The 24,891-nt window shown below is 34.6% G+C and carries 21 protein-coding genes, 1 tRNA gene and 1 pseudogene; 7 read left to right on the plus strand and 16 right to left on the minus strand.

The window, feature by feature from the left end; all coding sequences use genetic code 11:
• Positions 1-84: 84 nt before the first annotated feature.
• The 5 genes and pseudogenes from argH to ACGH6P_RS02765 form a co-directional block, all read right to left on the minus strand.
• Positions 85-1,461, minus strand: coding sequence for an argininosuccinate lyase (gene argH / locus ACGH6P_RS02745; protein WP_411596675.1), 1,377 nt, complete (start codon positions 1,459-1,461; stop codon positions 85-87).
• A gap of 291 nt (positions 1,462-1,752) precedes the next feature.
• A pseudogene (locus ACGH6P_RS02750) lies at positions 1,753-2,970 on the minus strand (argininosuccinate synthase); the annotation flags it as partial.
• A 122-nt stretch (positions 2,971-3,092) separates the two neighbouring features.
• The gene (argB, locus tag ACGH6P_RS02755) at positions 3,093-3,872 is read right to left on the minus strand and encodes an acetylglutamate kinase (RefSeq protein ID WP_411596676.1); all 780 of its coding nucleotides are present in this window, start codon (positions 3,870-3,872) and stop codon (positions 3,093-3,095) included.
• A 71-nt stretch (positions 3,873-3,943) separates the two neighbouring features.
• A complete protein-coding gene (gene argC, locus ACGH6P_RS02760; protein ID WP_411596677.1) occupies positions 3,944-4,954 on the minus strand; it encodes an N-acetyl-gamma-glutamyl-phosphate reductase in 1,011 nt (336 codons plus the stop codon).
• Between the two features lie 182 nt (positions 4,955-5,136).
• Positions 5,137-6,600: an aminoacyl-histidine dipeptidase gene (locus ACGH6P_RS02765; protein WP_267359838.1), complete on the minus strand. Its 1,464-nt coding sequence runs from the start codon at positions 6,598-6,600 to the stop codon at positions 5,137-5,139.
• 150 nt (positions 6,601-6,750) lie between these two features.
• Here ACGH6P_RS02765 and gpt point away from each other — a divergent pair, with 150 nt between their 5' ends.
• The 4 genes from gpt to proA all read left to right on the plus strand — a co-directional run bounded on the left by gpt (position 6,751) and on the right by proA (position 11,145).
• Entirely contained in the window at positions 6,751-7,284 is a 534-nt protein-coding gene (gene gpt, locus ACGH6P_RS02770) for a xanthine phosphoribosyltransferase (protein ID WP_220217131.1), read from the plus strand.
• Positions 7,285-7,314: 30 nt separating this feature from the next.
• Entirely contained in the window at positions 7,315-8,571 is a 1,257-nt protein-coding gene (gene frsA, locus ACGH6P_RS02775) for an esterase FrsA (protein ID WP_411596678.1), read from the plus strand.
• Between the two features lie 24 nt (positions 8,572-8,595).
• Positions 8,596-9,708, plus strand: a complete 1,113-nt coding sequence (gene proB / locus ACGH6P_RS02780) for a glutamate 5-kinase (protein ID WP_411596679.1) — start codon at positions 8,596-8,598, stop codon at positions 9,706-9,708.
• 183 nt (positions 9,709-9,891) lie between these two features.
• Positions 9,892-11,145 carry a glutamate-5-semialdehyde dehydrogenase gene (proA, locus tag ACGH6P_RS02785; protein WP_411596680.1) on the plus strand — a complete coding sequence of 418 codons (1,254 nt, stop codon included), beginning with the start codon at positions 9,892-9,894 and terminating at the stop codon, positions 11,143-11,145.
• Between the two features lie 48 nt (positions 11,146-11,193).
• On the opposite strand, the gene yegQ is transcribed toward proA, so the two are convergent.
• Both yegQ and ACGH6P_RS02795 read right to left on the minus strand, forming a co-directional pair.
• Positions 11,194-12,537, minus strand: a complete 1,344-nt coding sequence (gene yegQ, locus ACGH6P_RS02790) for a tRNA 5-hydroxyuridine modification protein YegQ (RefSeq protein ID WP_267352284.1) — start codon at positions 12,535-12,537, stop codon at positions 11,194-11,196.
• Between the two features lie 287 nt (positions 12,538-12,824).
• Positions 12,825-13,016, minus strand: coding sequence for a thermostable hemolysin delta-VPH (locus tag ACGH6P_RS02795; RefSeq protein ID WP_065557694.1), 192 nt, complete (start codon positions 13,014-13,016; stop codon positions 12,825-12,827).
• 755 nt (positions 13,017-13,771) lie between these two features.
• On the opposite strand from ACGH6P_RS02795, the gene ACGH6P_RS02800 reads away from it, so the two are divergent.
• Positions 13,772-14,917: a type I restriction endonuclease gene (locus ACGH6P_RS02800; RefSeq protein WP_267359849.1), complete on the plus strand. Its 1,146-nt coding sequence runs from the start codon at positions 13,772-13,774 to the stop codon at positions 14,915-14,917.
• A gap of 299 nt (positions 14,918-15,216) precedes the next feature.
• Here the strand turns inward: ACGH6P_RS02800 and ACGH6P_RS02805 are convergent.
• From ACGH6P_RS02805 to ACGH6P_RS02845, 9 genes are all read right to left on the minus strand, one after another.
• Positions 15,217-15,290: transfer RNA gene (locus ACGH6P_RS02805), tRNA-Cys, on the minus strand.
• Between the two features lie 337 nt (positions 15,291-15,627).
• Positions 15,628-16,236, minus strand: coding sequence for a YiiX/YebB-like N1pC/P60 family cysteine hydrolase (locus ACGH6P_RS02810; RefSeq protein WP_267378805.1), 609 nt, complete (start codon positions 16,234-16,236; stop codon positions 15,628-15,630).
• Positions 16,237-16,327: 91 nt separating this feature from the next.
• The gene (locus ACGH6P_RS02815; RefSeq protein WP_267378808.1) at positions 16,328-16,738 is read right to left on the minus strand and encodes a DUF4878 domain-containing protein; all 411 of its coding nucleotides are present in this window, start codon (positions 16,736-16,738) and stop codon (positions 16,328-16,330) included.
• Between the two features lie 321 nt (positions 16,739-17,059).
• Positions 17,060-17,773 carry a tRNA pseudouridine(65) synthase TruC gene (gene truC, locus ACGH6P_RS02820; RefSeq protein ID WP_267359855.1) on the minus strand — a complete coding sequence of 238 codons (714 nt, stop codon included), beginning with the start codon at positions 17,771-17,773 and terminating at the stop codon, positions 17,060-17,062.
• A gap of 13 nt (positions 17,774-17,786) precedes the next feature.
• A complete protein-coding gene (locus tag ACGH6P_RS02825; RefSeq protein ID WP_411596681.1) occupies positions 17,787-18,605 on the minus strand; it encodes a pyridoxal phosphatase in 819 nt (272 codons plus the stop codon).
• Between the two features lie 123 nt (positions 18,606-18,728).
• The gene (gene recR, locus ACGH6P_RS02830; protein ID WP_267352290.1) at positions 18,729-19,334 is read right to left on the minus strand and encodes a recombination mediator RecR; all 606 of its coding nucleotides are present in this window, start codon (positions 19,332-19,334) and stop codon (positions 18,729-18,731) included.
• A 129-nt stretch (positions 19,335-19,463) separates the two neighbouring features.
• Positions 19,464-20,147, minus strand: a complete 684-nt coding sequence (locus tag ACGH6P_RS02835) for a response regulator transcription factor (RefSeq protein WP_267352291.1) — start codon at positions 20,145-20,147, stop codon at positions 19,464-19,466.
• On the minus strand, positions 20,128-21,597 hold the full coding sequence (locus ACGH6P_RS02840) for a sensor histidine kinase (protein ID WP_411596682.1): 1,470 nt from the start codon (positions 21,595-21,597) through the stop codon (positions 20,128-20,130). Before ACGH6P_RS02840 ends, ACGH6P_RS02835 begins: the two co-directional genes overlap by 20 nt.
• A gap of 7 nt (positions 21,598-21,604) precedes the next feature.
• The gene (locus ACGH6P_RS02845) at positions 21,605-22,942 is read right to left on the minus strand and encodes a vWA domain-containing protein (RefSeq protein WP_411596683.1); all 1,338 of its coding nucleotides are present in this window, start codon (positions 22,940-22,942) and stop codon (positions 21,605-21,607) included.
• A gap of 303 nt (positions 22,943-23,245) precedes the next feature.
• On the opposite strand from ACGH6P_RS02845, the gene apt reads away from it, so the two are divergent.
• Both apt and ddaH read left to right on the plus strand, forming a co-directional pair.
• Positions 23,246-23,797 (plus strand): adenine phosphoribosyltransferase, encoded by a 552-nt coding sequence (apt, locus tag ACGH6P_RS02850; protein WP_267352294.1) that lies wholly within the window; start codon positions 23,246-23,248, stop codon positions 23,795-23,797.
• A gap of 282 nt (positions 23,798-24,079) precedes the next feature.
• Positions 24,080-24,850, plus strand: a complete 771-nt coding sequence (ddaH, locus tag ACGH6P_RS02855) for a dimethylargininase (protein WP_411596684.1) — start codon at positions 24,080-24,082, stop codon at positions 24,848-24,850.
• Positions 24,851-24,891 lie beyond the last annotated feature (41 nt).

The following is a 24,891-nucleotide window of genomic DNA, read 5'->3' on the forward strand; positions in this document are numbered from 1 at the left end:
ATATTTGATAAGATTATTGAGTAATAAAAACAGTGATAATATAAAAAGCCAGCAAAATACTGGCTAAACAGGTGGGATGAGCAATTAAATTGCTAATTGTTGTTTAGCATTTTCAATCGCCATTTTTACTTGGTCTGGTGATACGCCCCCTTTTGCACAACGTTTGGCAATACAAGATGCTAAAGACAAAATTGGGTAAACATCATTGTCGATTACCGAACTAAACGCTTTTAGTTCTTCTAATGAGAGTTCTTCTAAAGCTTTTTGTTTAGCGATAGCACCGACCACGGCCTCACCCACAATATGATGGGCTTCACGAAATGGTATACCTTTAGCAACTAAATAATCTGCCAGTTCAGTCGCATTTGAATAACCTTGTTTGGCGGCTTCTCGACATCTATCGTTATTAATTTTGATATCTTCCAATACTAAAGCGGCCATATCTACGCATTCAAGCCATGTATCTAGAGCATCAAACAGATGTTCTTTATCTTCTTGTAGATCTTTATTATAAGCAAGCGGTAATCCTTTAAAAGTGACCATTGCGCCAGTTAAAGCCCCCACAACTCGCCCGACTTTTCCTCGAATTAACTCTAAAGCATCCGGATTTTTCTTTTGAGGCATCAATGAAGAACCCGATGTAACACGATCAGACAATTCAACAAAATTAGCTTCACCGCTATTAAAAATAATCAAATCTTCTGCAAAACGTGAAAAATGTACCATACCAATTGAAGCGTTATTTAATAATTCCAGAATATGGTCACGGTCAGAAACAGCGTCTAAACTGTTATTTGTTGCTTGAGCAAACCCTAACCAGCTTGCAAGCTCCTCCCGATCCATTGGATAAGCGGTACCGGCTAGTGCCCCACTACCTAATGGACTCACATCCAAACGTGTTAACGTATCTTGTAAACGGCTCACATCACGTGTTAACATCTCATAATAAGCAAGGCACCAATGCGCAAATGTAATGGGTTGTGCTCGTTGTAAATGGGTGTAACCTGGCATCACAGTCTCTTGATGCTTGTCAGCCGTATTAACTAAAGATTGTCTTAAGTGATTAATGGCTGAAATCAACTGTTGAATTTCAGATTTGCACCATAATTTTAAATCGGTAGTAGATTGGTCATTACGACTTCGTCCTGTGTGTAATTTTTTACCAAGATCGCCCACTTTTTCAATTAATTTTTGTTCGACCCAACTGTGAATATCTTCAGCATCACTTTCTAAAATTTGATGAGGATTGTGTTGAACACTGACTAATAATTCATTCAAGGCTTTTTCGAGTTTTTTTTGCTCATCATAGGATAAGACACTAACCGTGACCAATGCTTTAGACCAAGCTATAGATCCAATAATATCTTGCTCAGCAAGACGATAATCAAAGCGCAAAGAATCATTAAAATGTTTAAAACGTTGATCTGCTGCTTGGCTAAAACGCCCACCCCATAATGCCATACCTACCTCAAATATTTATTAATCAATTTTAATTGCTAAACAATCTGAATTTATTGTTCTTATTTTGTATAAAATAGCTAACAGACTATAAAAGAGATATATACAGGACATAGCCTATATATATCTTTTATCTCACTTATCTAGATCAATATCAAAAAATTACTTTTCCGATTTTTTTGTTGTTTTAGATTTAGTTACTTCTTTGGTTGCTGCTTTAGCTTTACTCTCCGTTTTTACCTTTTTTGGTGAATCAGATGTTTTTGTAGCAGCTTTAGCTTTTTTAGCTGGCTGTTTTTTCTTTTCTTCATTCAATGCTCGAATGCGTGAAGATAAAGAAAATAATCGAATAAAACCACCAGCATGGCTGTGATCATAAACCTCATCTTCTCCGAATGTAGCAAACTCTTCGTTATATAAGCTATTCGGTGATTTTTTCTGCACTGCGGTAGCACTGCCTTTATAAAGCTTCACCACAACTTCACCTGTCATATCCTCAGCTAATACATCGGCTGCTGCTTGAATAGAGCGACGATAAGGGGCAAACCAACGACCATCATAAACAACATAAGCCATTTCAAGACCTAACTGCTCACGCCATTTGAAACTATCACGATCTAAAATCAACTGCTCAAGCCCTCGCAAAGCGGTCATCATAATGGTACCACCAGGCGTTTCATAACAACCACGTGATTTGATTCCTACTAAACGATTTTCAATAATATCGACCCGACCTACTCCATGTTTAGCACCAATTTTATTCAATGTGGCAACACAGTTGTAAGGCGAAAGTTTTTTACCATTAACTGAAACTACCTCACCTTTTTCAATACCAATAGTCACAAGTTCAGGTTTATTTGGTGCATCTTCAGGAGAAACCGTCCAAGCCCAACAATCTGCGTTTGCTTGATTCCAAGTGCTTTCAAGAACGCCACCTTCAGTTGAGATGTGCCAAGCATTTTCATCACGACTGTAAATTTTTTCGACCGTTGCGGTTGTTGGTATTTTTCTTACTTTTAAATAGTCAATTAAGGCTTCACGTGAGCGTAAATCCCACTCACGCCAAGGTGCTATCACTTTTAATTGGGGAGCAAGCGCAGTATAAGTTGTTTCAAAACGGACTTGATCATTACCTTTACCTGTCGCACCATGGCAAAGCGTATCGGCGCCAACTTCTAACGCATATTCGACTTGTGTTTTAGCAATAATTGGACGTGCCATTGATGTACCAAGATAATAAGTTCCTTCGTATAAAGCACCGGTTTTTAAGACTGGGTAAACATAATCTTTAACAAATTCTTCTCGTAAATCGACAACTTTACATGCTACAGCGCCAGAAGCTTTGGCTTTCTTTTCAACATCTTTCAATTCTTTTGGATCTTGACCGACATTAGCCACTAACGCATAAACTTCACATCCACCATAATTTTCTTTTAACCAAGGAATAATAGCGGATGTATCTAAACCACCTGAATAGGCTAAAACGACCTTTTTTGTGCTACTTTTTTTCATGTTATACCCTTTCTTAATGAACGACGATCGACGAATAAGTTAAAAAATCTTGAAACCTACATCACTTTTTTTCTTAAAACAGTTATAATGATAACCGATGTAATATAATATCTGATCGCTATTTAAGCAATAATTCTTGTACCCGTAATACCGGATTTTCCATTAAATAATTCAATCAGTTTATCCGGTTCTTTCCAACTTGCTATATCAATTCCCCTGCCTAACGCTTCAGCAGCTTCAAATGCAGAATTAACTTTAACTATCATGCCATCAGTAATCACCCCATTAGCGATAAGTTGATCAGCTTGTGATTGTGTTAATGATTCAATGCGCTGTTTATTCTCATCTAAAACGCCAACTACATCAGAAAGCAAAATTAAATCAGCATCTAATGTTTTAGCTAACGCCACTGCTGCATGATCAGCGTTAACATTCATCATTTGGCCTTCATCTGTTATACCAATTGAACTTACGATCGGCAAATAACCATTTTTTATTAGAAGATTCACTAAAGTTGGCTCCCCTGCCTGAGCTTCACCAACATACCCGAGCTCTTCCGAAATCTGCTTAACTTTGACGCTATCACCGTCCGCTAAACAGAGTCCTATACTTGGTATATGCTGTTTTTTAGCTTCAGAGAGTAAAGTGGTATTTGCGCTACCAGCAAGACTACCAACAATCACATCAATTTGATCTGCCGGTGTGACCCTTAATCCATTACGACGAACAACGGGGATCGATAACCTATCCATTAAGGAATCAACGACACTGCCCCCACCGTGTACAATGATTAAAGGACGGTTAAAATTCTGTTTATAATTACGAATAACTAAAAACAATTTATTGAGTGCATCTTTATTATCGAGTAGTACGCCGCCAAGCTTAATAATTAATGGTTTCATTTCAATTCCCTATTAACTTAGATTATCGTTAACCGTTATTCATCTTAATTTATCGATAAATATCCCAATTTTCAAAGTAACGCTGTTGTTTCATCAAAACCAAATCGAATATTCATACACTGCACAGCTTGTGCTGCTGCACCTTTCAATAAGTTATCTTCCACTGAAATTAAAATTAAATGTCGTCCTTTTAAAACAAATCCTATATCACAATAAGGTAATCCAACGACAGCTTTTAAAGCTGGCCAATCTTTTTGATAAACTCTAACTAAAGGCTTATCGCTGTAATACTTATTTAAAGCCGAAAGAATATCATTAGAAGACACATTGGCTTTTACAAGGCAGGTTATCGTTGCGTGAATACCTTGTTTAAAACATCCTAAATGAGGAGTAAAAATGACCTCTTGACCTAGATGCGTTGCAATCTCAGGTTGATGACGATGAGTAAATAATCCATAGGCATGTAAGCTGACTTCACAAAATAAATTATTATGTGAAGGTTTACGCCCTGCACCACTTACTCCACTTACCGCATTGATGACAGGTAATTGCGATTTATCTATTAAATCTTCTTCAATTAATGGCTTTAAAGGTAACAAACTCGCCGTTGGATAACAACCGGGAACGGCAATTAATTTTGCTTGTTTAATTGCATTAAAATTCCATTCGGCTAAACCATAAATCGCTTGGTCTAACCATTGTTGATGTTGATGAGTAAAACCATAAAAATCTTGATAAAATGAGGAAGAATTAACACGAAAAGCACCCGACAAATCAAAAACCGTACAGTCGTGCTCTAAAAAATACGGGGCGATAGCATGACTAACAGCATGCTCAGTTGCCAAAAATACCAAATCGATATCATTAATTAAAAAAGAATAATCTGAGGTTGCAATCAAAGGTAAATCAACCACCCCTTTTAATTGAGGATGAAGATTATAGTCTGAGATAAGCTTTCCCCCATCTTGACTATTTTCTGAAACCGTTAAAGCAACAAGTTCAACATGTGGGTGTTTAGTCAAGTAATAGGCTAATTTTGCACCTGCATAACCACTCGCTCCAACAATAACCGCTTTTAACATACCATTCCTATAATTTATTATTAAATAATGAATATATAGTAGGTTATTTATTAAACCGACACAAGCCCTAAAATGAATTTTTATTCACTTTTTGTGAATTTAATTTCATTTGTCAATTTAAAGTAATGTTTAAGATAGTTAAAAACCTGCCGACGACGATCCGCAGGTTTTTTAAATTGATACTATTTCAAAAGTGTTGCTGATTTTAAAATTGCAATAAGTAGATCCCAATAACGATGAACGCTTTGAATATTCACTTTTTCATCAGGAGAATGAGGAGATACAATTGTTGGCCCAATCGAAATCATATCCATATCAGGATAAGATTGCTTAAATAGACCACATTCTAGCCCAGCATGTATTACCATAATTTTTGCTTTTTGCGAAAAAAGTTCATGATATTTGTCTTTCGCAAGTTGCAACAAACTAGAATCTAATTTCGGTTCCCAACCAGAATAACCGCCACTAATTTCATAATTTGCATTGACTAATTGACTCAATGAAATTAAGGTCGAAACAACCGCATCTTTAGCTGAATCTACTTGTGAACGGATTAAGAAATTTACATAGAGTTGATTCTCTTTGATATTCACAATGCCTAAATTTAAAGATGTTTCAACGACGCCATGTATTTGATTACTCATTCTCACCACACCATTTGGTGCTGAGTTCAACCAATTGATGATTTTGTTTTGATGCTCGGTTGTTAACACACGTCTAACTTTAGTTTCATCAACATCACTCAAATTTATTTCAATATTTGGTTCAACGCTACCTAATTCGTTTTTTAAGGTCGATTTGTATTGCTGAATGATTGACTCAAGCTTAGGTAAATCTTGTTTATTCAATGAAATTTCGGCAAATGCTTCTCTTGGGATTGCATTTCGTAATGATCCACCTTGTATATCCGCCAATCGAAATGAAAAATCCTGAGCATACTCCGCCAAAAACCTTGCCATAAGTTTAATGGCATTACCTCGCCCAAGATGAATATCACACCCAGAATGCCCACCTTTTAAACCTTTTAATGAGATACGCATATAACAATCATGTTTTTCTGGCATAACAGCATAAGTAATCGCGAACGTTGTGGTAAAATCAACGCCTCCAGCGCATCCTGTAAATATTTCACCTTCATCTTCAGAATCGGTATTAATTAAATATTTACTTTTAAGCCAATTAGGTTGAAGACCAAATGCGCCATGCATACCGGTCTCTTCTGATGTGGTAACAAGCACTTCTAACGGCCCATGCTCAACAGTCGGATCAATTAAAACAGCTAATGCCGAAGCCAGACCAACACCATTATCAGCTCCTAAAGTTGTTCCTTTAGCTTTGACCCATTCACCGTCAACATAAGCTTGAATAGGATCAGTCAAAAAATCGTGTACTGTGCCTTCATTTTTTTGAGGAACCATATCCATATGAGCTTGTAACGCAATTGAAGGACAATGTTCCAAACCTTTGGTTGCTGGTTTTGATAGCAAAATATTTCCTGCTTTATCGATTTGATAAGCAATATGATGAGAATTGGCAAAATCAACAATATATTTAGTTATCATTTGTTCATGATGTGAAGGATGTGGAATTTTACAAATATCATTAAAAATCTGCCAAGTAAATTTTGGCTCTAATGTGGAAAGCATAATATATCCTCAATATTAAGTGAGTAATTAATTAATGAGTGGTTTTTTTTGTGTAATCGCTCTATAATAAGGTGCAATTTTACATCTATTTTTAGTCCATTAATATTAATTTATTATATTTACACATTCGATTAAAATTGCGAGTTACTCATGTCAATAGAACAAAATTTAACTGAAGAAGAAATTAAAGCTAAAAAACAGCATAAAGCTGAAATCATCGCTGAAAAAGAAAAATTCAACGTTACCTGGGAAATGCTACAAGCCTATGGACGTCAACTTTCAAAACGTTTATTACCCGCAAATCAATGGAAAGGCATTATTGCAGTAAGCCGTGGTGGTTTAGTACCAGCTGCGATTCTTGCTCGAGAATTAAGCATTCGTTATGTTGATACTGTCTGTATTTCAAGCTATGATCATGATCATCAGCGTGAAAAACTGATTCTTAAACAAGCTAACGGTGATGGTGAAGGTTTTATTGTTGTTGATGATTTAGTTGATACCGGTAACACCGCTCACACCATACGTGACATGTATCCTAAAGCACGATTTGTCACTATTTTTGCAAAACCGGCTGGTAAACCTCTTGTTGATGATTATGTTGTAGATATTGAACAAGATACTTGGATTGAACAGCCTTGGGATACCGGTGTCATGTTTGTTAAACCAATTAGTGATCATGAATAATTAATCTACCATAAGGGATAATTGGCTGTTATGTCAGCGACTAAAAATCTATCAGAACAAATATTTAAACAGCAATATGATTATCCAGAAACTTCGGGGCTTATTAATCGTATTGATTACAGTGACGGTAGTAGTATTAGTCCGTTAGACGGCGACCTAGATTCAAGATGGTATAGAATTATCAATCCCATTTTGTGGTTTTGGCGTGGTTTGCCAAAGCTTGAAGTTGAAGCAGTTTTATCACGAATTGCTGCTTCAACTAAAAAACACACCAATGATAAATGGTTAGATTCAGTTATTGGTTATCAACCTGGTAATTGGATTTACGAATTTTTGAATCAAGCTGCTGAATGGTCAGCAAAAGCCGATGCAATCGATCCCACCAATTTAAGCGAAGACGATAAAAAAAACCTAAATACTTATTATTTGATTGCAAGTGAATATGCAAGTATTGCAAGCTATCCTCATTTTAAAAATGACGAGTTAGCGATGCATGCCCAAACATGTGCATATCAAGCTTATACAAAAGCACTCAATTATTCCCCTTATAAGATTAAAGAACTTGAATTCAAAGTTGAAGATCGGAATATCAAAACGCTACTTCATTTACCTAAAACTGAAGGTACTTGCCCTGTCGTTGTGATCTGTAATGCACTTGGTAATTTGCAAATTGATTTTTATCGATATTTTAGTGAATATTTAGCACCGCAAGGCATTGCGATGTTAACTGTGGATTTACCCAGTGTTGGATACAGTCGTAACTTCACTTTAACTCAAAATAGTAGTCAGATTCATCAAGCCATTATTGAGCAACTTTCTACCGTGCCTTGGGTGGATAATAATCGTTTAATTGTGGCAGGTTTTCGTTTTGGTTCGCATATTGCAACACGATTAACCTATTTGATGCCAAATAAAATCAAAGGATTATTTAATTTTACACCTTTTGTTCATCAAATTTTTACTGATAAAGAACTACAAAAAAATCTACCTAATAGCTACAAAGATATGCTAGCTAGCCGTTTGGGATTACCGCTAATATCCAACCAACAATTAGCCGCCGAATTAAATTATTTCTCACTGAAAAATCAGGGTCTTTTAACTCGAGCTTGCCCAGTTCCTGTGATGAATATTATTTTCGAAAATGATGTGCTTAGTACCTTAACTGAAGCAAAACTTATTCATTCAGCCAAGCAAAATAAAATTATCACTATTCCAAAAACACCATTACAAAAAAGTTTACATCAAGCATTAACACAATCAGTAGCGTGGATGAAGTCTATTTTGTAATACCAGTATAAAATGAGTATTGTTATGACTAACATAAAACAGCAAGTTGTCGTGGTTAAATTGGGTACAAGCGTATTAACAAGTGGGACAAAACAGCTAGATCGTGCACGGATAGTAGAATTAATACGACAATGTGCAATCTTACATCAAGAAGGTCATAAAGTTATTATTGTAACGTCAGGTGCGATTGCTGCCGGACGAGAGTATTTAAACTACCCTAACCTACCTAATACGGTTGCATCAAAACAATTACTTGCTTCTGTTGGTCAAAGTAAACTCATTCAACTTTGGGAACAACTGTTTTCTATTTATAAAATTTACATTGGTCAAATGCTATTAACACGTGCAGATTTAGAAGATCGTGAAAGATTCCTAAATGCTCAAGATGTGTTAAAAGCAATGTTGGATAACCAAATTGTACCCGTTATCAATGAAAATGATGCGGTAGCAACAGCGGAAATTAAAGTTGGCGATAATGATAATTTATCTGCACTTGCGGCTATTTTAGCAGAAGCCGATAAACTTATTTTATTAACTGATATCGAAGGTTTATATACTGCCGATCCTAGATCAGATAAAAACGCTAAATTAATTTCAGAAATCGAACAGATCGACGATCATTTGCGTAGTATCGCAGGCGATAGTGTTTCAGGGTTAGGTACCGGTGGAATGAGCACAAAAATACAAGCTGCCGAAGTCGCAGGAAGTGCCGGTATCGAAGTTGTTATAGCGGCAGGAAACAGACCCAATGTAATTATCGATATCATGAGTAATAAATCGATTGGCACCCGTTTTATTGCTCAAAAAACACCATTAGAACATCGCAAACATTGGATATTTGGTGCACCGATAGCAGGAAAACTTATATTAGATGACGGTGCAGTGAATGCAATTTTAAATAATGGAAGCTCCCTTTTACCAAAAGGAATTATAAAAGTTGCACAAACCTTTTCACGTGGTGAAGTGGTTGATATTTGCGATAAATCAGGCAAATCCATTGCCCGAGGAGTCAGTCGTTATAATAGCGATGCACTACAACAGATCGCAGGACATCACTCATTGGAAATTAGCCAAATTATTGGCTATGAATATGGTTCAGTTGCCGTTCATCGAAATGATATGATTATTAAAGCATAATTTATTATGCAATCTTATTTAAATACAATACACTAATAATTATTAGGCTTAATAATTAAGATAAAATCAATTGATTTAAATTCATAAATACCAATAATAAAGTAGAAAATCAGCATAATGCTTTAAACGTATATTATGCGCTTAACCAATATTAAGAATTAAAAAATCTATAAAGGTCTCATCATGTTAAACCAAATCGGAAAAGCAGCAAAACAAGCTGCATACCAATTAGCACAATGCCCTACTGCTGCGAAAAATAAAGTACTTACGGTCATTGCCGATTTATTAGAAGCACAAAGTACCCTGATTCTAACAGCTAATGCGCACGATATAAAATTAGCAAAAGAACAAGGCTTAAGTGATGCCATTATTGATCGTCTACTGCTAACCCCTGAACGATTATCATCGATTGCCAATGATGTTTGTAAAGTCATCACATTGAAGGATCCAATAGGCGAAATTATTGATGGGTCAACGTTAGACAGCGGTTTAAAGTTACAACGTCACAGAGTGCCATTAGGTGTAATTGGTGTAATATATGAAGCTCGTCCAAATGTAACCATTGATATTGCTTCGCTTTGCTTGAAAACAGGTAATGCGGCGATACTCAGAGGTGGCAAAGAAACGCTAAAGACTAATATGGCGATTATTTCTGTTATCCAACAAGCCTTATCACGAGTTGGATTACCACAAACCGCCATACAATATATAGACAATCCTGACCGAAAATATATTAACGAATTACTTAAACTCGACAAGTACATTGATATGATTATTCCAAGAGGTGGCGTGGCACTACATCAGTTATGCCGTGAACAATCTACTATACCTGTCATTACAGGGGGTATTGGTGTCTGTCATATTTTTGTTGATGAAAGTGCTGATTTTGATAAAGCGCTAGCCATTATTATTAATGCTAAAACACAGCGCCCTAGCACTTGTAATACGCTGGAAACATTATTAGTTCATCATAAAATTGCGCCAATGTTCATGCCTATATTAAGCCAAATAATGACAGATAATGAGGTTACCTTACATGCAGATAAGCGCACAATTGAAATGTTAAACTCAAATAAAGCTAATGTGTATCCGATAAAAGATGAAGAGTTACGTCAAGAATGGCTATCAAAAGACCTTAATGTTGTTATCGTCGATTCCCTCGAAAATGCAATAGAACATATACGAGAATATGGAAGTGGTCATTCAGAATCAATCTTAACCCGTAACCTAACTAATGCTGAACAATTTGTTAATCAAGTCGATGCAGCAGCGGTATATGTCAACGCCTCGACACGTTTTACCGACGGTGGACAATTTGGCTTAGGCGCTGAAGTGGCTGTAAGTACTCAAAAATTACATGCCAGAGGCCCTATGGGACTTGAAGCACTAACAACCTATAAATGGATAGGTATTGGGGATGATTTAATTCGTCAATAAAATCTGTATCAACTGTTCAGTAACACCTGACAGTTGATACTTCAATATTTAGTCAAAATTACGCATTAATAATGCATAATCTAAGTCGATTTCTTCTGGGATTGGAATATAAACAATATGTCCATCACCTAATCCCGCTGGCACTGGTTGCCCTTTTTTATTCTCCATACGTTCAATAGTAAAAGTCATGTTACCTTTTGGTGTCATCATCTCAACACTATCACCCACTGAGAACTTATTCTTAACAATAATTTCCGCTAAACCATTTAGACGTTCACCACTAAATTCCCCCACAAACTGTTGTCTGTCGGATACCGAATGACTGTGAACATAATTTTGCATATCTTCATGCTTATGACGACGCAAAAAGCCTTCGGTATAACCGCGATGCGCTAAAGAATCAAGTTCAGCCAACAAACGAGGATCAAATGGCTTACCTTCGCTTGCAGCATCTATCGCTTGACGATACACTTGTGCCGTTCTTGCACAGTAATAAAAGGACTTGGTACGCCCCTCAATTTTCAATGAGTGGACACCTATTTTAGTCAAATCTTCTACTAGTTCTACTGCTCTTAAATCTTTAGAATTCATGATATAAGTACCATGCTCATCTTCGAATGCTTGCATGTATTCACCGGGTCGACCAGATTCTTCTAACATAAATACTTTATTTGTTGTTTGACCAATGCCAAGTGTAGGTTCAACTTGTTGTACCGGTATGGGTTCACATTTATGAACAATCTGCCCTACTTCATCTTCTTTTCCTTCGGCAACTTTGTATTCCCAACGGCATGCGTTAGTACATGTACCTTGGTTAGAATCTCGTTTATTAATATAACCAGACAACAGACAACGCCCAGAATATGCCATACAAAGTGCACCATGGATAAACACTTCTAATTCCATCTCAGGAACTTTTTCACGTATTTCGGCAATCTCATCAAGAGACAGCTCTCGAGACAACACAACACGTGTTAGTCCCATTTGATGCCAAAATTTAACGGTTGCCCAGTTAACAGCATTGGATTGTACCGATAAATGAATTTCCATTTCCGGAAAATGCTCACGAACAAGCATAATTAAACCCGGATCAGACATAATGAAAGCATCGGGTTTCATATTGACAATAGGTTCAAGATCACGAATAAACGTTTTGAGTTTTGAATTATGTGGTGCAATATTCACCACCACATAAAACTTTTTGCCCTGTGCGTGGGCTTCATTAATGCCGATAGCTAAATTTTCATGATTAAATTCATTATTGCGAACACGCAAACTATAACGGGGTTGACCGGCGTAAACCGCATCTGCACCATAAGCAAACGCATAACGCATATTTTTAAGAGAACCGGCAGGCGAAAGTAACTCAGGTTTTGGGTATAAATTTGTCATTAAAAAATGCCTCTGATTTCAAGTCAGTATTACTCAGCAGTAATAGGTTAAGCAAAATAGGTGGGCATTTTACGCTTTAGGCTAGAGCTTGGCAAATTTATTTAAAGATGAACTTAACAAATCCTAACTTGATAGGATTTAATACGATTTTCATCAAAAATGATGATTAAATTCAAATCAAATTGTTCAAATAACTAATTCTTTAATGAATGGAACAACGATAAGAATATACCATATATCGTAAACTAGTAAATAAATGGTTTTCACTTTGTTTAACTATTCATCTTTTAGATTTCTTTATTAATAAGAGGGAAATACTCTTCCCAACGATACTCTCTGATTGGCATAGGCTTTTCGTTCACAAAATACAGCACCAAAGCGGGTTTAATTCCATTCCAATTATCCACAAACTCATAGCCCAGAAGAAAACCATCTTTGATTAATTTTTTTGCTTTTGCATGATAATTAAAGTAGCTCATAGTAGTCAAATCAAGAATACCTATATTTGACTATTATTTGTACTCTTTTTTGAGCAATATAGCAATCAGTTTAAACAAAAATTAATGAAAATAGCGTAAGATTAAGTTTCAAAATTTTATGAGGACACATTCTTAATTATAAAAAGCAAAATGACTGACATATTAATTATTCTCTTGATTATACGTTAAAAAAAATCGTATTTACTCCCCAAACTAATCGTTTTTTTATTGTGTTACAACTCAAAATTTGAGTCAAAAAATAAATTTCTTCAGTTTCCCAAAAAATTAAATAATTATCATATACATTACACAGCAATGAAATAATATATTTTAAAATTGTTAGATATTAATAAATCTTTTTAAATAGTATTGCACATTTTTTGTTTTACATTAAAATTTACAAATAAATCGTAAATATTGAAAATAATTGATAAATATTTATATATTTATTTTAAATATTGTTTCCAATAATTTTAAGACGATGCCTAAAAATAGGTCAGCAATCTTTCAAAGATAACTTGGCAAATGATTTATAGTTTTTTTGAATTTTTAAAGTAATGATATGAGAAAAATATCTATATTTCATAATATTTCTGTCATTAATTGATACTTTGTAAAAGTAGCAAAATTTACAACAAAATAATAATAAAAAACTTAGAAATAAATTTCAGATTAATCAATTTTCTAAAACAAAATTGATAATCGTATTAATGTTTAAATATGTTAGATACTAAAAATGATGCAAGGATAATATAATGAATAATTTCAAATCAAAATTGGAGAATCACTCAGAGCATGTCAAAAAAGTTGGTTGTCACTGCAATACAGAAGAAACAACTAAACAAGCATTGATACTACCTTTACTGGACATACTAGGGTTTACTCCCTACGATCCAACCAAAGTTAAAGCAGAGTTTAAAGCAGATTTTCCAGGGGAAAAAGCTAATGAACGTGTTGATTATGCACTTTTTTGTCAAAGTTTACCCGTAATGTTTATAGAAGCAAAATCATGGAATGAAGAATTAGCCAACCATTGCCCTCAACTTTCCAGATATTTTAATGCTACTCCAGAAGTCGCTGTTGCAGCTATAACGAATGGCAGAGAATGGAGATTTTTCACAGATTTAGAACAAAAAAACATAATGGACTCAAATCCTTTTTTAAAAATAAATATTGAAAAATTACAAGATAATGATTATGAGCAACTTTATCAATTTAGATATGATCAATTCAAACCAGAAGCGCTAAGAACGTTAGCTGAAGAAAGTATTTATTTTTCATTATTTACTAAAGCTATCGCTTCAACCTTGAGAGAATCACCCATTGATTTTGTCAAATATATTGCCAACAAATCAAATATATCTAGGCAACTAAACCAAAAGTTTTTGGATAGCATTACACCTATTGTACAAAAGGCAATTGAAAAAGCGGTAAGTAATATGGTGGTTGTTGGCTTAACAGGAAAAAAAGAACTAACCGATGATTTAACTAATAAAGATAATAGAGATACAACAATTGACGAAAAAGCCGATATTATAGATCCTGAAAATAGTAAAATTATAACTACGTATTCTGAAAGAATGTTTTTTGAACATATAAACTCGATTATAAATGATAATGAATTAACTTATAAAGATACAGAATCTTACTTTAGTGTGCTTTATCAAAACAAATCTAATAGATGGATGGTTCGTTACTACGATAATAAGCAACGTCCTTCGATTCAGTTGCCAATTGTTCTCACTGAAAATATTAAAGAAGAAATAAAGAGAGCTAATTTAGAAATAGGTGCTGGAGATCAAATTATTATTGATAAACCAGAAAATGTATTGAGGATTTCTGGATTAATTATTGATGCATATGAATACACTAAAAATGATGATAATTTTAAAAGAAAATAGTCATAATAACTTGTAAGAGCCCAACTAAGGGCTTTTCCCAGTTAAAACTTGTAAATAAAATTAACTTAATTAAATCAATAAATAATATCAATCATGATATTTCATCAAATAGAATGAAGCACCTTAGATAAGTAGTAGATTTAATCAAAACCGATATAAAACCCAATAAAGATGAAGAGCTAAAATACATCAACCTTAAACCCGCATATAAAAAACAATTTATTTTAACTATATATTATTCGTGGAATATTTTTTTGATGCTTATCTATTTTGAAATACTGATTTATTTAATAATTTAATGGAGGCGCGTCCCAGAATCGAACTGAGGTAGACGGATTTGCAATCCGCAGCATGGCCACTCTGCCAACGCGCCGTTGAGGTCTAACTGAATAGGTGGCAAATATTAGCATTGGCATGTTTATACGTCAAGAATAAATAGTTTATAATTACAGCAGTCACAAAAGTTATTTAATCTCACTGCCCTTTTCGATAATTATTCATCCAAATTTCAACATATAATCGACATAAATTTAAAAAATAAAATTTAGTAATCAGCAAAAATCACCTAGTCTATTACGTTTTAAAATGGTATTTACCTGCTTACAGATTAACTAAAATGGTGGTTGATCACGACTGATGTCAGTACTTAAATTAATAAAGCTAATAACCATGATTTATCAGAACGGTTATTACAAGCTTTGTCCATCTGATTAATTTTCAGAATAGTGATAGATCCATGTGATACCCTCATAGTCTGCGAAGGCACTCGGAAATAAGTAAATGCCATTGAATAAAGGAAAGTTAGCATACTTCCATTCTAAATTAAACTCCGGATAAATTTTGACAATGGCGTCATAAAGCAATGTAGTGCAATATAAATGATCTTCATCACGACTAGCTAGTACAAATGGAGCACCTTGTTTAGTTAATAGTTCTGCAACTATCAATTGTTGTTGTTGATCAGATAAAAAATGGGGTCTTGCTATCGCATACTTCTGTGCAAGTGAAGGCGTAGTAAATTCATCAATTGTTGAAATAATAACTTGATTTGGTAGATTTTCATTATCGCCCGTTGTTGCATGAATTACTCTAACTTCTGGCTCAGTTGCAATAATAAAACCAATATGAGAAAAATCACCCCCGCCTAATTGATTAATCACCAAGCTATCAATTTGAACACCTTTGCGAAAAATCCAATCCCCTACTTTTATAAGTGGAATAAAGTTAGATTGAGCATCTAAAGAATCAGCTGATACCGTTTTTGTCACTAAATTAGAACAAAACAGTATAACAATAAAGACATAATGGCAAAATTTCATGACAATTTAAAAATTAGCTAATCATAATAGAAAAAGGGTAACCATTGATTTACCCTTTTTTATTTTCGTTATTAAACACTATTCTTATGATTTATTTCATATTGACAAGCCATTTGCCATCAATCTTTATCAAATCTAAACTAGATTTCTTTTGTGCACCATCTTTAAATGAAACAGTGACTTCAACTTGAGCTTTTGTTTTATCGGTATTATATTCAGCAGGTGAACTAACGATTTTATCAATTCCGCCATGGTTTTTTGCCATTTTTGCAGATTCATCTAAAACACTCTTAAATTTACTTTTTAATAGTATTTTTACATCAACACCATCTTTTTGCATATCATCAGAAATATACAATAAATCCATAAAGGTATCCATATCAACGCTATAACCAGCTTTTGTAAATTTTTCTCCAACGGCTTCTGGAGAATCATTATTGGTACAGGCAAAAACCATAAGCGATAACATAAAAATACCCAAAAACTTTACAACTAATTTCATTTTTTTTCCCATTAACAGAATATTAACGACATAAATCTATTCGAATTCCTTTTCAAGGTAGCATAAATCGATTTACAAACTTGAAAAGGTACAAAATCATACTATGTAATATTTTAATTGAAAAGAAATAAGTAAAATTTTATTAATTATTCTTAAGTAATCAAAAACAAAATCGTTATATTAAATTACATTTTAATACTTTATTTACTCCGTTTTTTAAATGGACTTAATGACCCTATTCATTTGTATTATTAATAGAAATTAAAGCTACTTGCACTAAAATAACGCCAAATTATTTAATAAAAAGATAAAATGAATTGATTAAATCAATTCAAAATTTTTCAAAATAGATAGCCAGTTATTATCTAAATCAGCTTTAATCGTGATTGGACACTGCGTTAGTGGGTGAATAATATTAAGAGAACTTGCATGTAACATTAGTCTTTTAATACCAAAGTAAGCAGTAAAAGCTCGATTTTGATGAAGATCGCCATGTTTACTATCACCTAAAATAGGATGAAATATATGTTTCATGTGGCGGCGTAATTGATGTTTTCGACCGGTTTGGGGTTTTAATTCCACAAAACTAAATCTTGCTGTATCAAATTTACCAACTTTAATCGGTACTTCGATCTTACTGATACCCCGATAAAAAGTAATTGCATCTTGTGCGGGTTTATTCGGTGTCGAGAACTTATCGGCAATTTTATCCAGCTCTTCAACTAAAGGATAATCAATTATCGCCTCACCTTCAACATAACCCCGAACAATTGCATGATACGTTTTTTCAATCTGTTTAGTTGCAAACTGTTGTGACATTAAACGAGCGGTTTCACTAGATAAAGCAAACAATAATACCCCAGATGTAGGACGATCTAAGCGATGAATAGGAAACACATGTTGCCCAATCTGATCTCGCAAAGTTTGCATGACAACCGTCGTTTCATGTTTATCTAACCAACTGCGATGCACAAGCCAACCGGATGGCTTGTTAATCGCAATTAAAGCATCATCTTGATAAAGAATTTCGAACATTATTTAACAAATACTATAAAAACAGTTTTTCAAGTTCACTCGCAATACTGGTACTGTTATTGTCACCAATAACATGGTCGGCTTTGGCTTTCACTTCATCATCTGCGTTGCCCATCGCAATACCCAGCCCCGCCAACGTCAACATTGAAATATCATTATAGCTATCACCAAATGCGACGATTTCACTAAGATCGATATTTTCGTGTTTAGCCCAATGCATTAAACCATTTCCCTTTGTATTGCCCTTCACGGCGACATCAGCGCGATTCGACCAAGACCATTCGCACGAAAATTGATTAAGTGCTTCAACAGTATCCGAAAATTGTCGTAATGCAGGCAGATCATGACTACTTGTGGCAAATTTGTAAACCGCTCCTGCTTCGTCAATTACCTTATCAAAGCTATCTACTTTTTTAATCTCAGGTTGTAAAAATGAAGGCAACGAATTTACCCATTTAAAAAAACCTTCTAAATGATCATCGAGCACTTCATAAGTCATCATTTTGTCAGTGTAAATAAGCGTATGAATACCATATTGATTGACCAAATTAAGCAATGTTTTTGCTTGCTCTTTTGTCATGGGTTTACCGGCAAATGATTGCTGTTTTTCAAAATCATACAGGTAAGATCCATTACAACAAATTGCAGGTGTTGATAATTTAAGTTGATAATAATACGGATAAATAACAGAATGGTGACGACCAGAAACTAAAATAACTTTAACACCTTTGGCACTGATTTTTTCAATCATCGCAACTGTCTCAGGTAAAATTAGACGATTACTGGCAAGTAAAGTACCATCCATATCAAAGGCAACGGCTTTATACTTCATTTTATTCCTCTTTCTATCTTCAAATAACTATTCCTACACCCTTTTATATCACTCGACTTTGGCTAATTTAACGAATGATTTGGTAACTGTTCAGAAAACATTGATGCTTAATCTACAACCGATTTACCATTCAATTTTTTGACGACCAACAAACGAGTGCGATAACGTTGTACCGTCTACCATTTCAAGTTCTCCACCAACTGGCACGCCATGAGCGATACGGGTTGCCGTTACATCAAACTCTGCACACATTTGAGCAATATAGTTGGCGGTTGCATCCCCTTCAACTGTTGGGTTCGTCGCTAAAATAACCTCACTGATCGTTTCTGAAGATAGTTTGTGCTTTAATAGATCAAGACCAATATCAGTTGGACCAATACCATCTAAAGGAGAAAGATGACCTAACAATACAAAATAACGACCACTGTATTGACCGGTTTGTTCAATAGCAACGATATCTGCTGGGGTTTCAACAACACAGAGTTGACCGCTACTTTGACGACGAGCATTGGCACAAATGGTACAAATGGATTGTTCAGTAAAAGTTCGGCACTCTTGGCAATGACCGATATTAATCATCGCTTCATGAAGTACGTGAGCCAATTTAATACCGCCTTGTCGATTACGCTGTAATAAATGGAAAGCCATCCGTTGTGCAGATTTGGGACCAACGCCAGGTAAGCAACGTAATGCTTCCATGAGTGATTCTAATAATGGGCTAATTTGCATAAATTCGTTTAGTTATCACAATAAATACATTTAGCGTTAATAATACCTCTTTTCAAGCTTTGATAAAACAACAATTACATCGCTTTTAAATTTCAATTCAGGCAGAACGATTTAATAAATCACCCGATTTTAATGTCGATAACCGAAGCCATGAATGGTTTTAATTAAAACAGGATTCAATGGATCGAGTTCAATTTGTTTACGTAATTTAGAGATATGCTGATCAAGTGTTCGACTATTTGGTGAATAATCATATCCCCATACATAATCAAAAAGCATATCCCTTGTCACAACTTGATTTTGATGTTGATACAGGCAAGATATAATTTTGATTTCTCGAAGTGAAAGCTCGATTACTTGTTGATTACGTTTTGCACATAACTCGATTGGATAAACCGTCAAATCACCAAAATAAAAAAATTCATCGTTTATATGGTTAGCATGTTTTAATTTTAAATAACGTTTAGCAATAGCTTTGATTCTTGCTCGAAGTTCATGAATGCCAAAAGGTTTACTCATATAGTCATCAGCGCCAAGCTCTAAACCAATAACGCGATCGATTTCTTCATCTTTAGCGGATAAAAAAAGAATCGGTATATCATCATCTAATTTTCGAATCTCACGACAAACACAATACCCATCCATTTCGGGCATCATAATATCTAAAATGATAAAATCAGGTTTATCCTGTTTAAACAATTTAAGCGCAGTTTTCCCATTTTCAGCTTGAAGGATGGTATAACCTTCTTGTTGTAAAAGATCCGACATTCCTTTACGAATGTTATGATCATCCTCAGCGATTAAAATCTTCATGCACATGCTCCGTTAAAATTAATGAAAACGCAGTACCCGGATTTTCATTGGTTACCTTGATAGTACCCTGCAATTGCTGCGCTAATTGGTTGGCAATAGTAAGCCCAATTCCTGTTCCCGAAACGCCTTCGGTAATGGATGAATTTATCCGATAAAAGGGTTTGAAAATTTTCTTTAATAGATGCTTAGGGATACCACGACCATAATCCCGCACGGTGATAATAGTCTGTTTATCATTAGTCGTCAGTGATAAATCAACATTTTTGCCATTTACGGCATATTTTTCAGCATTGCTTAAAAAATTACTTATGATTTGCATCACACTATCTTCATCGGTAAAGATAGTGTGATTTTTATTCGAATTTAAAATCAAATTCAGTTGCAATGATTTTGTTTTAAGAACGGGATTGAAAGTTTGATAAACTCGCTCAATGAGCAACGTTAAATTAACGGCTTTATAATTCTGTTTAGCTGGCTTATTTAAATTAAGTACATTTTGCACTAAGCGAGTTAATCGCTGACTTTCACTGGTGATCACATCCAAATATTCAGGTACAGGGAAAGGTTCATCGGTTAACTGTTCTTTTAACATTTCTGAATAAAGTGTGATATTAGTTAATGGCGTTTTAAACTCATGTGAAACTTGCCCAACAAAGCTAACTTGTTGTTTAGCTAAACGAATCGCTCGTGTATATTCTCGATAAACATAACAAACGATACCAATAACTAACACAATAAACAAAAATAATATTCCACCACCTAACCAATAAAAAGTAATAAAGTTTGGTGATAAATAATAATAAGTTAATTGCCAATTTTGTAGTGGATAGTCAAGCATCACATTAATGTCATTGATTGTCGATTGACCATGAACATAGATTTGTTTTGAACCATCATAAAGACTGAAGTTATCATCGATAGATTGATCTTCAAATAACCGAATAATATCTAACGCAAATTTAATCGTTGATAGCTCAAATCCCTTGATAATGTTACCCTTTTTAGACCAAAAAATCAGATGATCATAAGACTGATACCAACCCGAGGTTGGCAGAGATAATTCATTCGACGAATTGGGGTTGATTAAAATTGCATTATCATACTTAATCGACTCAACAAATTTAACCCATTGCAGATCGTTACTATTACTGATATAAACAATGTTATTATGGCGAATTTCGAAAGCATTTTTGATATCTGATTGCGATTGTAACAGATTATCAAACGTACCGGCGCCCTTTTCCAAAAGTTGAATTAAGCTAATCAAATAAACGGAACGCTGATTTAACAGCGATTCAATCGATGATTTTATATTCTCCAATCGGCTTTGTGCTAACGATCTTTGCTGATGTTGACGCATTAAAACTTCATGTTCAATACTACGCCAACCAAGATAGCTAAGAGCCATTACAAATATTATACAAGAGAGAATCGCTGCTAATTTTTTCATACTTTCGTTATTTTTTAATTACACCCAGTTTAGTATTTTGTTGCTTTTCGGTCATTCCTTTACGATAAGCTTTGCTATTCCCTCTTTCATTAACTGCATCTGCTGCCATTTTTTCATTCCATTTTATATCATCTAGCACTCTATCCGCATATTCTGGATACATATTTGCAACTGCTTCAAGTCTTTTACTGTTATCCTCTAGAATTTTCTGCGCAGCTTTTCGATCGCCTTTATTATAGAATTCTAATGCTTTAACGCTATTTTCATTCACTTCTTGTATTTCAATCTCAGTAACGACATCTTGGCGCAAGGCTTTTTTTACGGCTTCCAGATTATCGGTATAAGCAAGTTTTACTGATTGTTTTTCTTTTTGAGTTTTCTTATCTAACAAATCATCATACACTAAATCAATTTCCGCTATTGTTCTTTCTTCGCCTACTTTACCTTGTGGTTGCTCGACCTCTAACAAAATATACTTTTCTTGATTAGAATAAATTTGATTCATTGTTACCGTTACTTGATTACCTTTGATTATGCCGTCTCTACCTAATAAACGAACCGGTTTTACCCCATCTTTTAAATAGATATTGATCTTAACATGTTGGGCAACCGTTGACATTACATCCTTGAACTCACGGACAAATACATTTTCAAGATCTAAAGAATCATTAACAAATACATGATTACCATCACTATAACTGGCAATCGATGACATCAATAATTCATTATAATCCTCACCGATACCAAAAGTACTGACAGAAATATTCTTTTTGGCGGCAATAATGGCAAGTTCAGAAAGTTCTTGAACGGATGTCGGACCAATATTCGCCTGCCCGTCCGATAATAAAATAATGCGATTCACATTATCTTTAGACAACTGTTTTTCAACTTGATGGATACCTTTACTTAATCCGGCAAACAACGCTGTGCCACCATCTGCAACAATATTTTCTTTTATTAAACTAATCAGTTTTTGTTTATTGTTAACTTTGGTTGAAGGAATAATCACCTTTGCATCATTATCATAAGCAACGACAGATAAAGTATCATTCTCATTAAGCATGTTAATAGCAAAGATAGCCGCCTCTTTTGCTTTAACAATACGATCACCTTGCATCGAGCCGGAGCGATCAATTACTATTGCCAAATTAATGGGAACCCGTTTTGCTGAATCAAATTCATGACCGGTTAACGAAATTTTTAAATAATTCTTATCTTGGGAATTTTGCATAACAATTGGCGATGCAAGTTCCGAGCGAATTTCAATTTGCTTATTGACTTGAGCATGACTGTATAAACTTAATATTGAAAGCCCTGCTAATAGGACTGTTTTAATTAATTTCATTGTTTTTCCTTATATAAAAAGTTTATGTCATTATATTTATTTGACCCATCAAACTGTCAGATAGTTGTATTTAATTGTAAAAAGTTGTAAAAAATACCGTTTTAGGACAGGAAAACGCCAATTAAATTTTTTATTTAAAAAGGAATCATTTCATCCCGACTTTCAACATGTATCAATCAAATTGTGAACAATCGACCGCTTTTACTGCATTGTTACGGTTTGTTTATTGCAAGCACAAAGAACGAAGGTATATAATACAAAATTAGCCATTCTTAAAAAGAGAATATTTAGAGAACATTTAATATGACTCAGATACAAGAAAAACTTGCGCTTATCAAAAACAGCATTATCACCATTCCAGACTATCCTAAGCAAGGAATTTTATTTCGTGATATTACCAGTCTGCTTGAAGATCCTGTCGCATTTAGAACTTCGGTCGAATTGTTAATCGATCACTATCGAGATAAAAAAATTGATAAAGTTGTCGGTACTGAAGCGCGTGGTTTTATTTTTGCAGCACCAATTGCATTAGCGTTAGGCGTTGGTTTTGTCCCAGTTCGAAAACCCAATAAGTTACCACGTCACGTATTTAAAGAAGAGTATCAACTTGAATACGGAACCGATACACTTGAAATCCATTCAGATGCAATTAAACCGAATGAACGAGTACTGATTATTGATGATTTGCTTGCAACAGGTGGAACAGTTGCTGCAACTGCTAAATTAATTCAAAAAGCAGGTGGCATTGCTGAAGATGCCGCATTTGTTATTAATTTACCGGATCTACATGGTAAAACAAAATTAACCGATCTGGGTATTAACTGTTTTACCCTCGTTGATTTTGCCGGCGAATAATCTTAGTCTACTGGGGCGATGTTGTCGCCCTACTCATGCTAAGAGTTAACTCCTCCCTTCACTTTTTGTCCATGTTGTATATCAACTGTGTTTTTATTCAATACTGATCGCCAACTACCACAACTAACGCTACGCAATAATACTCAATTTAAATTGACCACATGCCTAAAAAAGAAGCCATCAAAAAGTGAATAAAAAATCAACTTAATGCTTGATTTACATTTTAATGTGAATTATTATTCAAAAATATCGCATAATTATTAAATAGGAAATAAATCAAACATGAAAAAATTTAGCCATATCATTGCCAGAACGCCTGCCAAATCTCTAATTCATGGATTAACTTCAGCAAATTTAGGCAAGCCTGATTATCAAAAAGCCTTAGACCAACACAACAACTATATCCGAGCACTACAGCAATGTGATGTTGATATCACCCTATTACCCGCCGATGAACGTTTTCCAGATTCGGTCTTTGTTGAAGATGTTGCTCTGTGTACGCCACACTGTGCCATTATTACTAGACCAGGGGCAGAAAGTAGACGTAACGAGACTGAAATCATCATCGATACCATTGAACGATTTTACCCCAATAAAGTTGAAAAAATTACTGCACCGGGCACGGTTGAAGCCGGTGATATTATGATGGTGGAAGATCACTATTATATCGGATTATCGGCACGTACTAATCAAGAAGGTGCTAATCAAATGATTGCTATATTACAAAAATATGGCTTAACCGGTTCGGTGGTCACACTTGAAAAAGTGCTACATTTAAAAACAGGATTGGCTTATCTGGAAAACAACAATTTATTAGCCGCCGGCGAATTTATTACCAAACCCGAATTTCAACATCTGAACATTATTGAAATTCCAGAACATGAAAGCTATGCCGCTAACTGTATTTGGGTTAATGATCGGGTCATCATGCCTGCTGGTTACCCAATCACTAAAGCTAAGATCGAAGCTTTAGGTTATCAAGTGATTGAGGTTGATACATCAGAATATCGCAAAGTCGATGGTGGCGTTAGCTGCATGTCATTACGATTTTAATTAAACGCTGCCAAATCCGAATAAAACATAAAATAAGACAA

This window comes from Gilliamella sp. CG25 (assembly GCF_046635705.1).
GTDB lineage: Bacteria > Pseudomonadota > Gammaproteobacteria > Enterobacterales > Orbaceae > Gilliamella > Gilliamella apicola_I.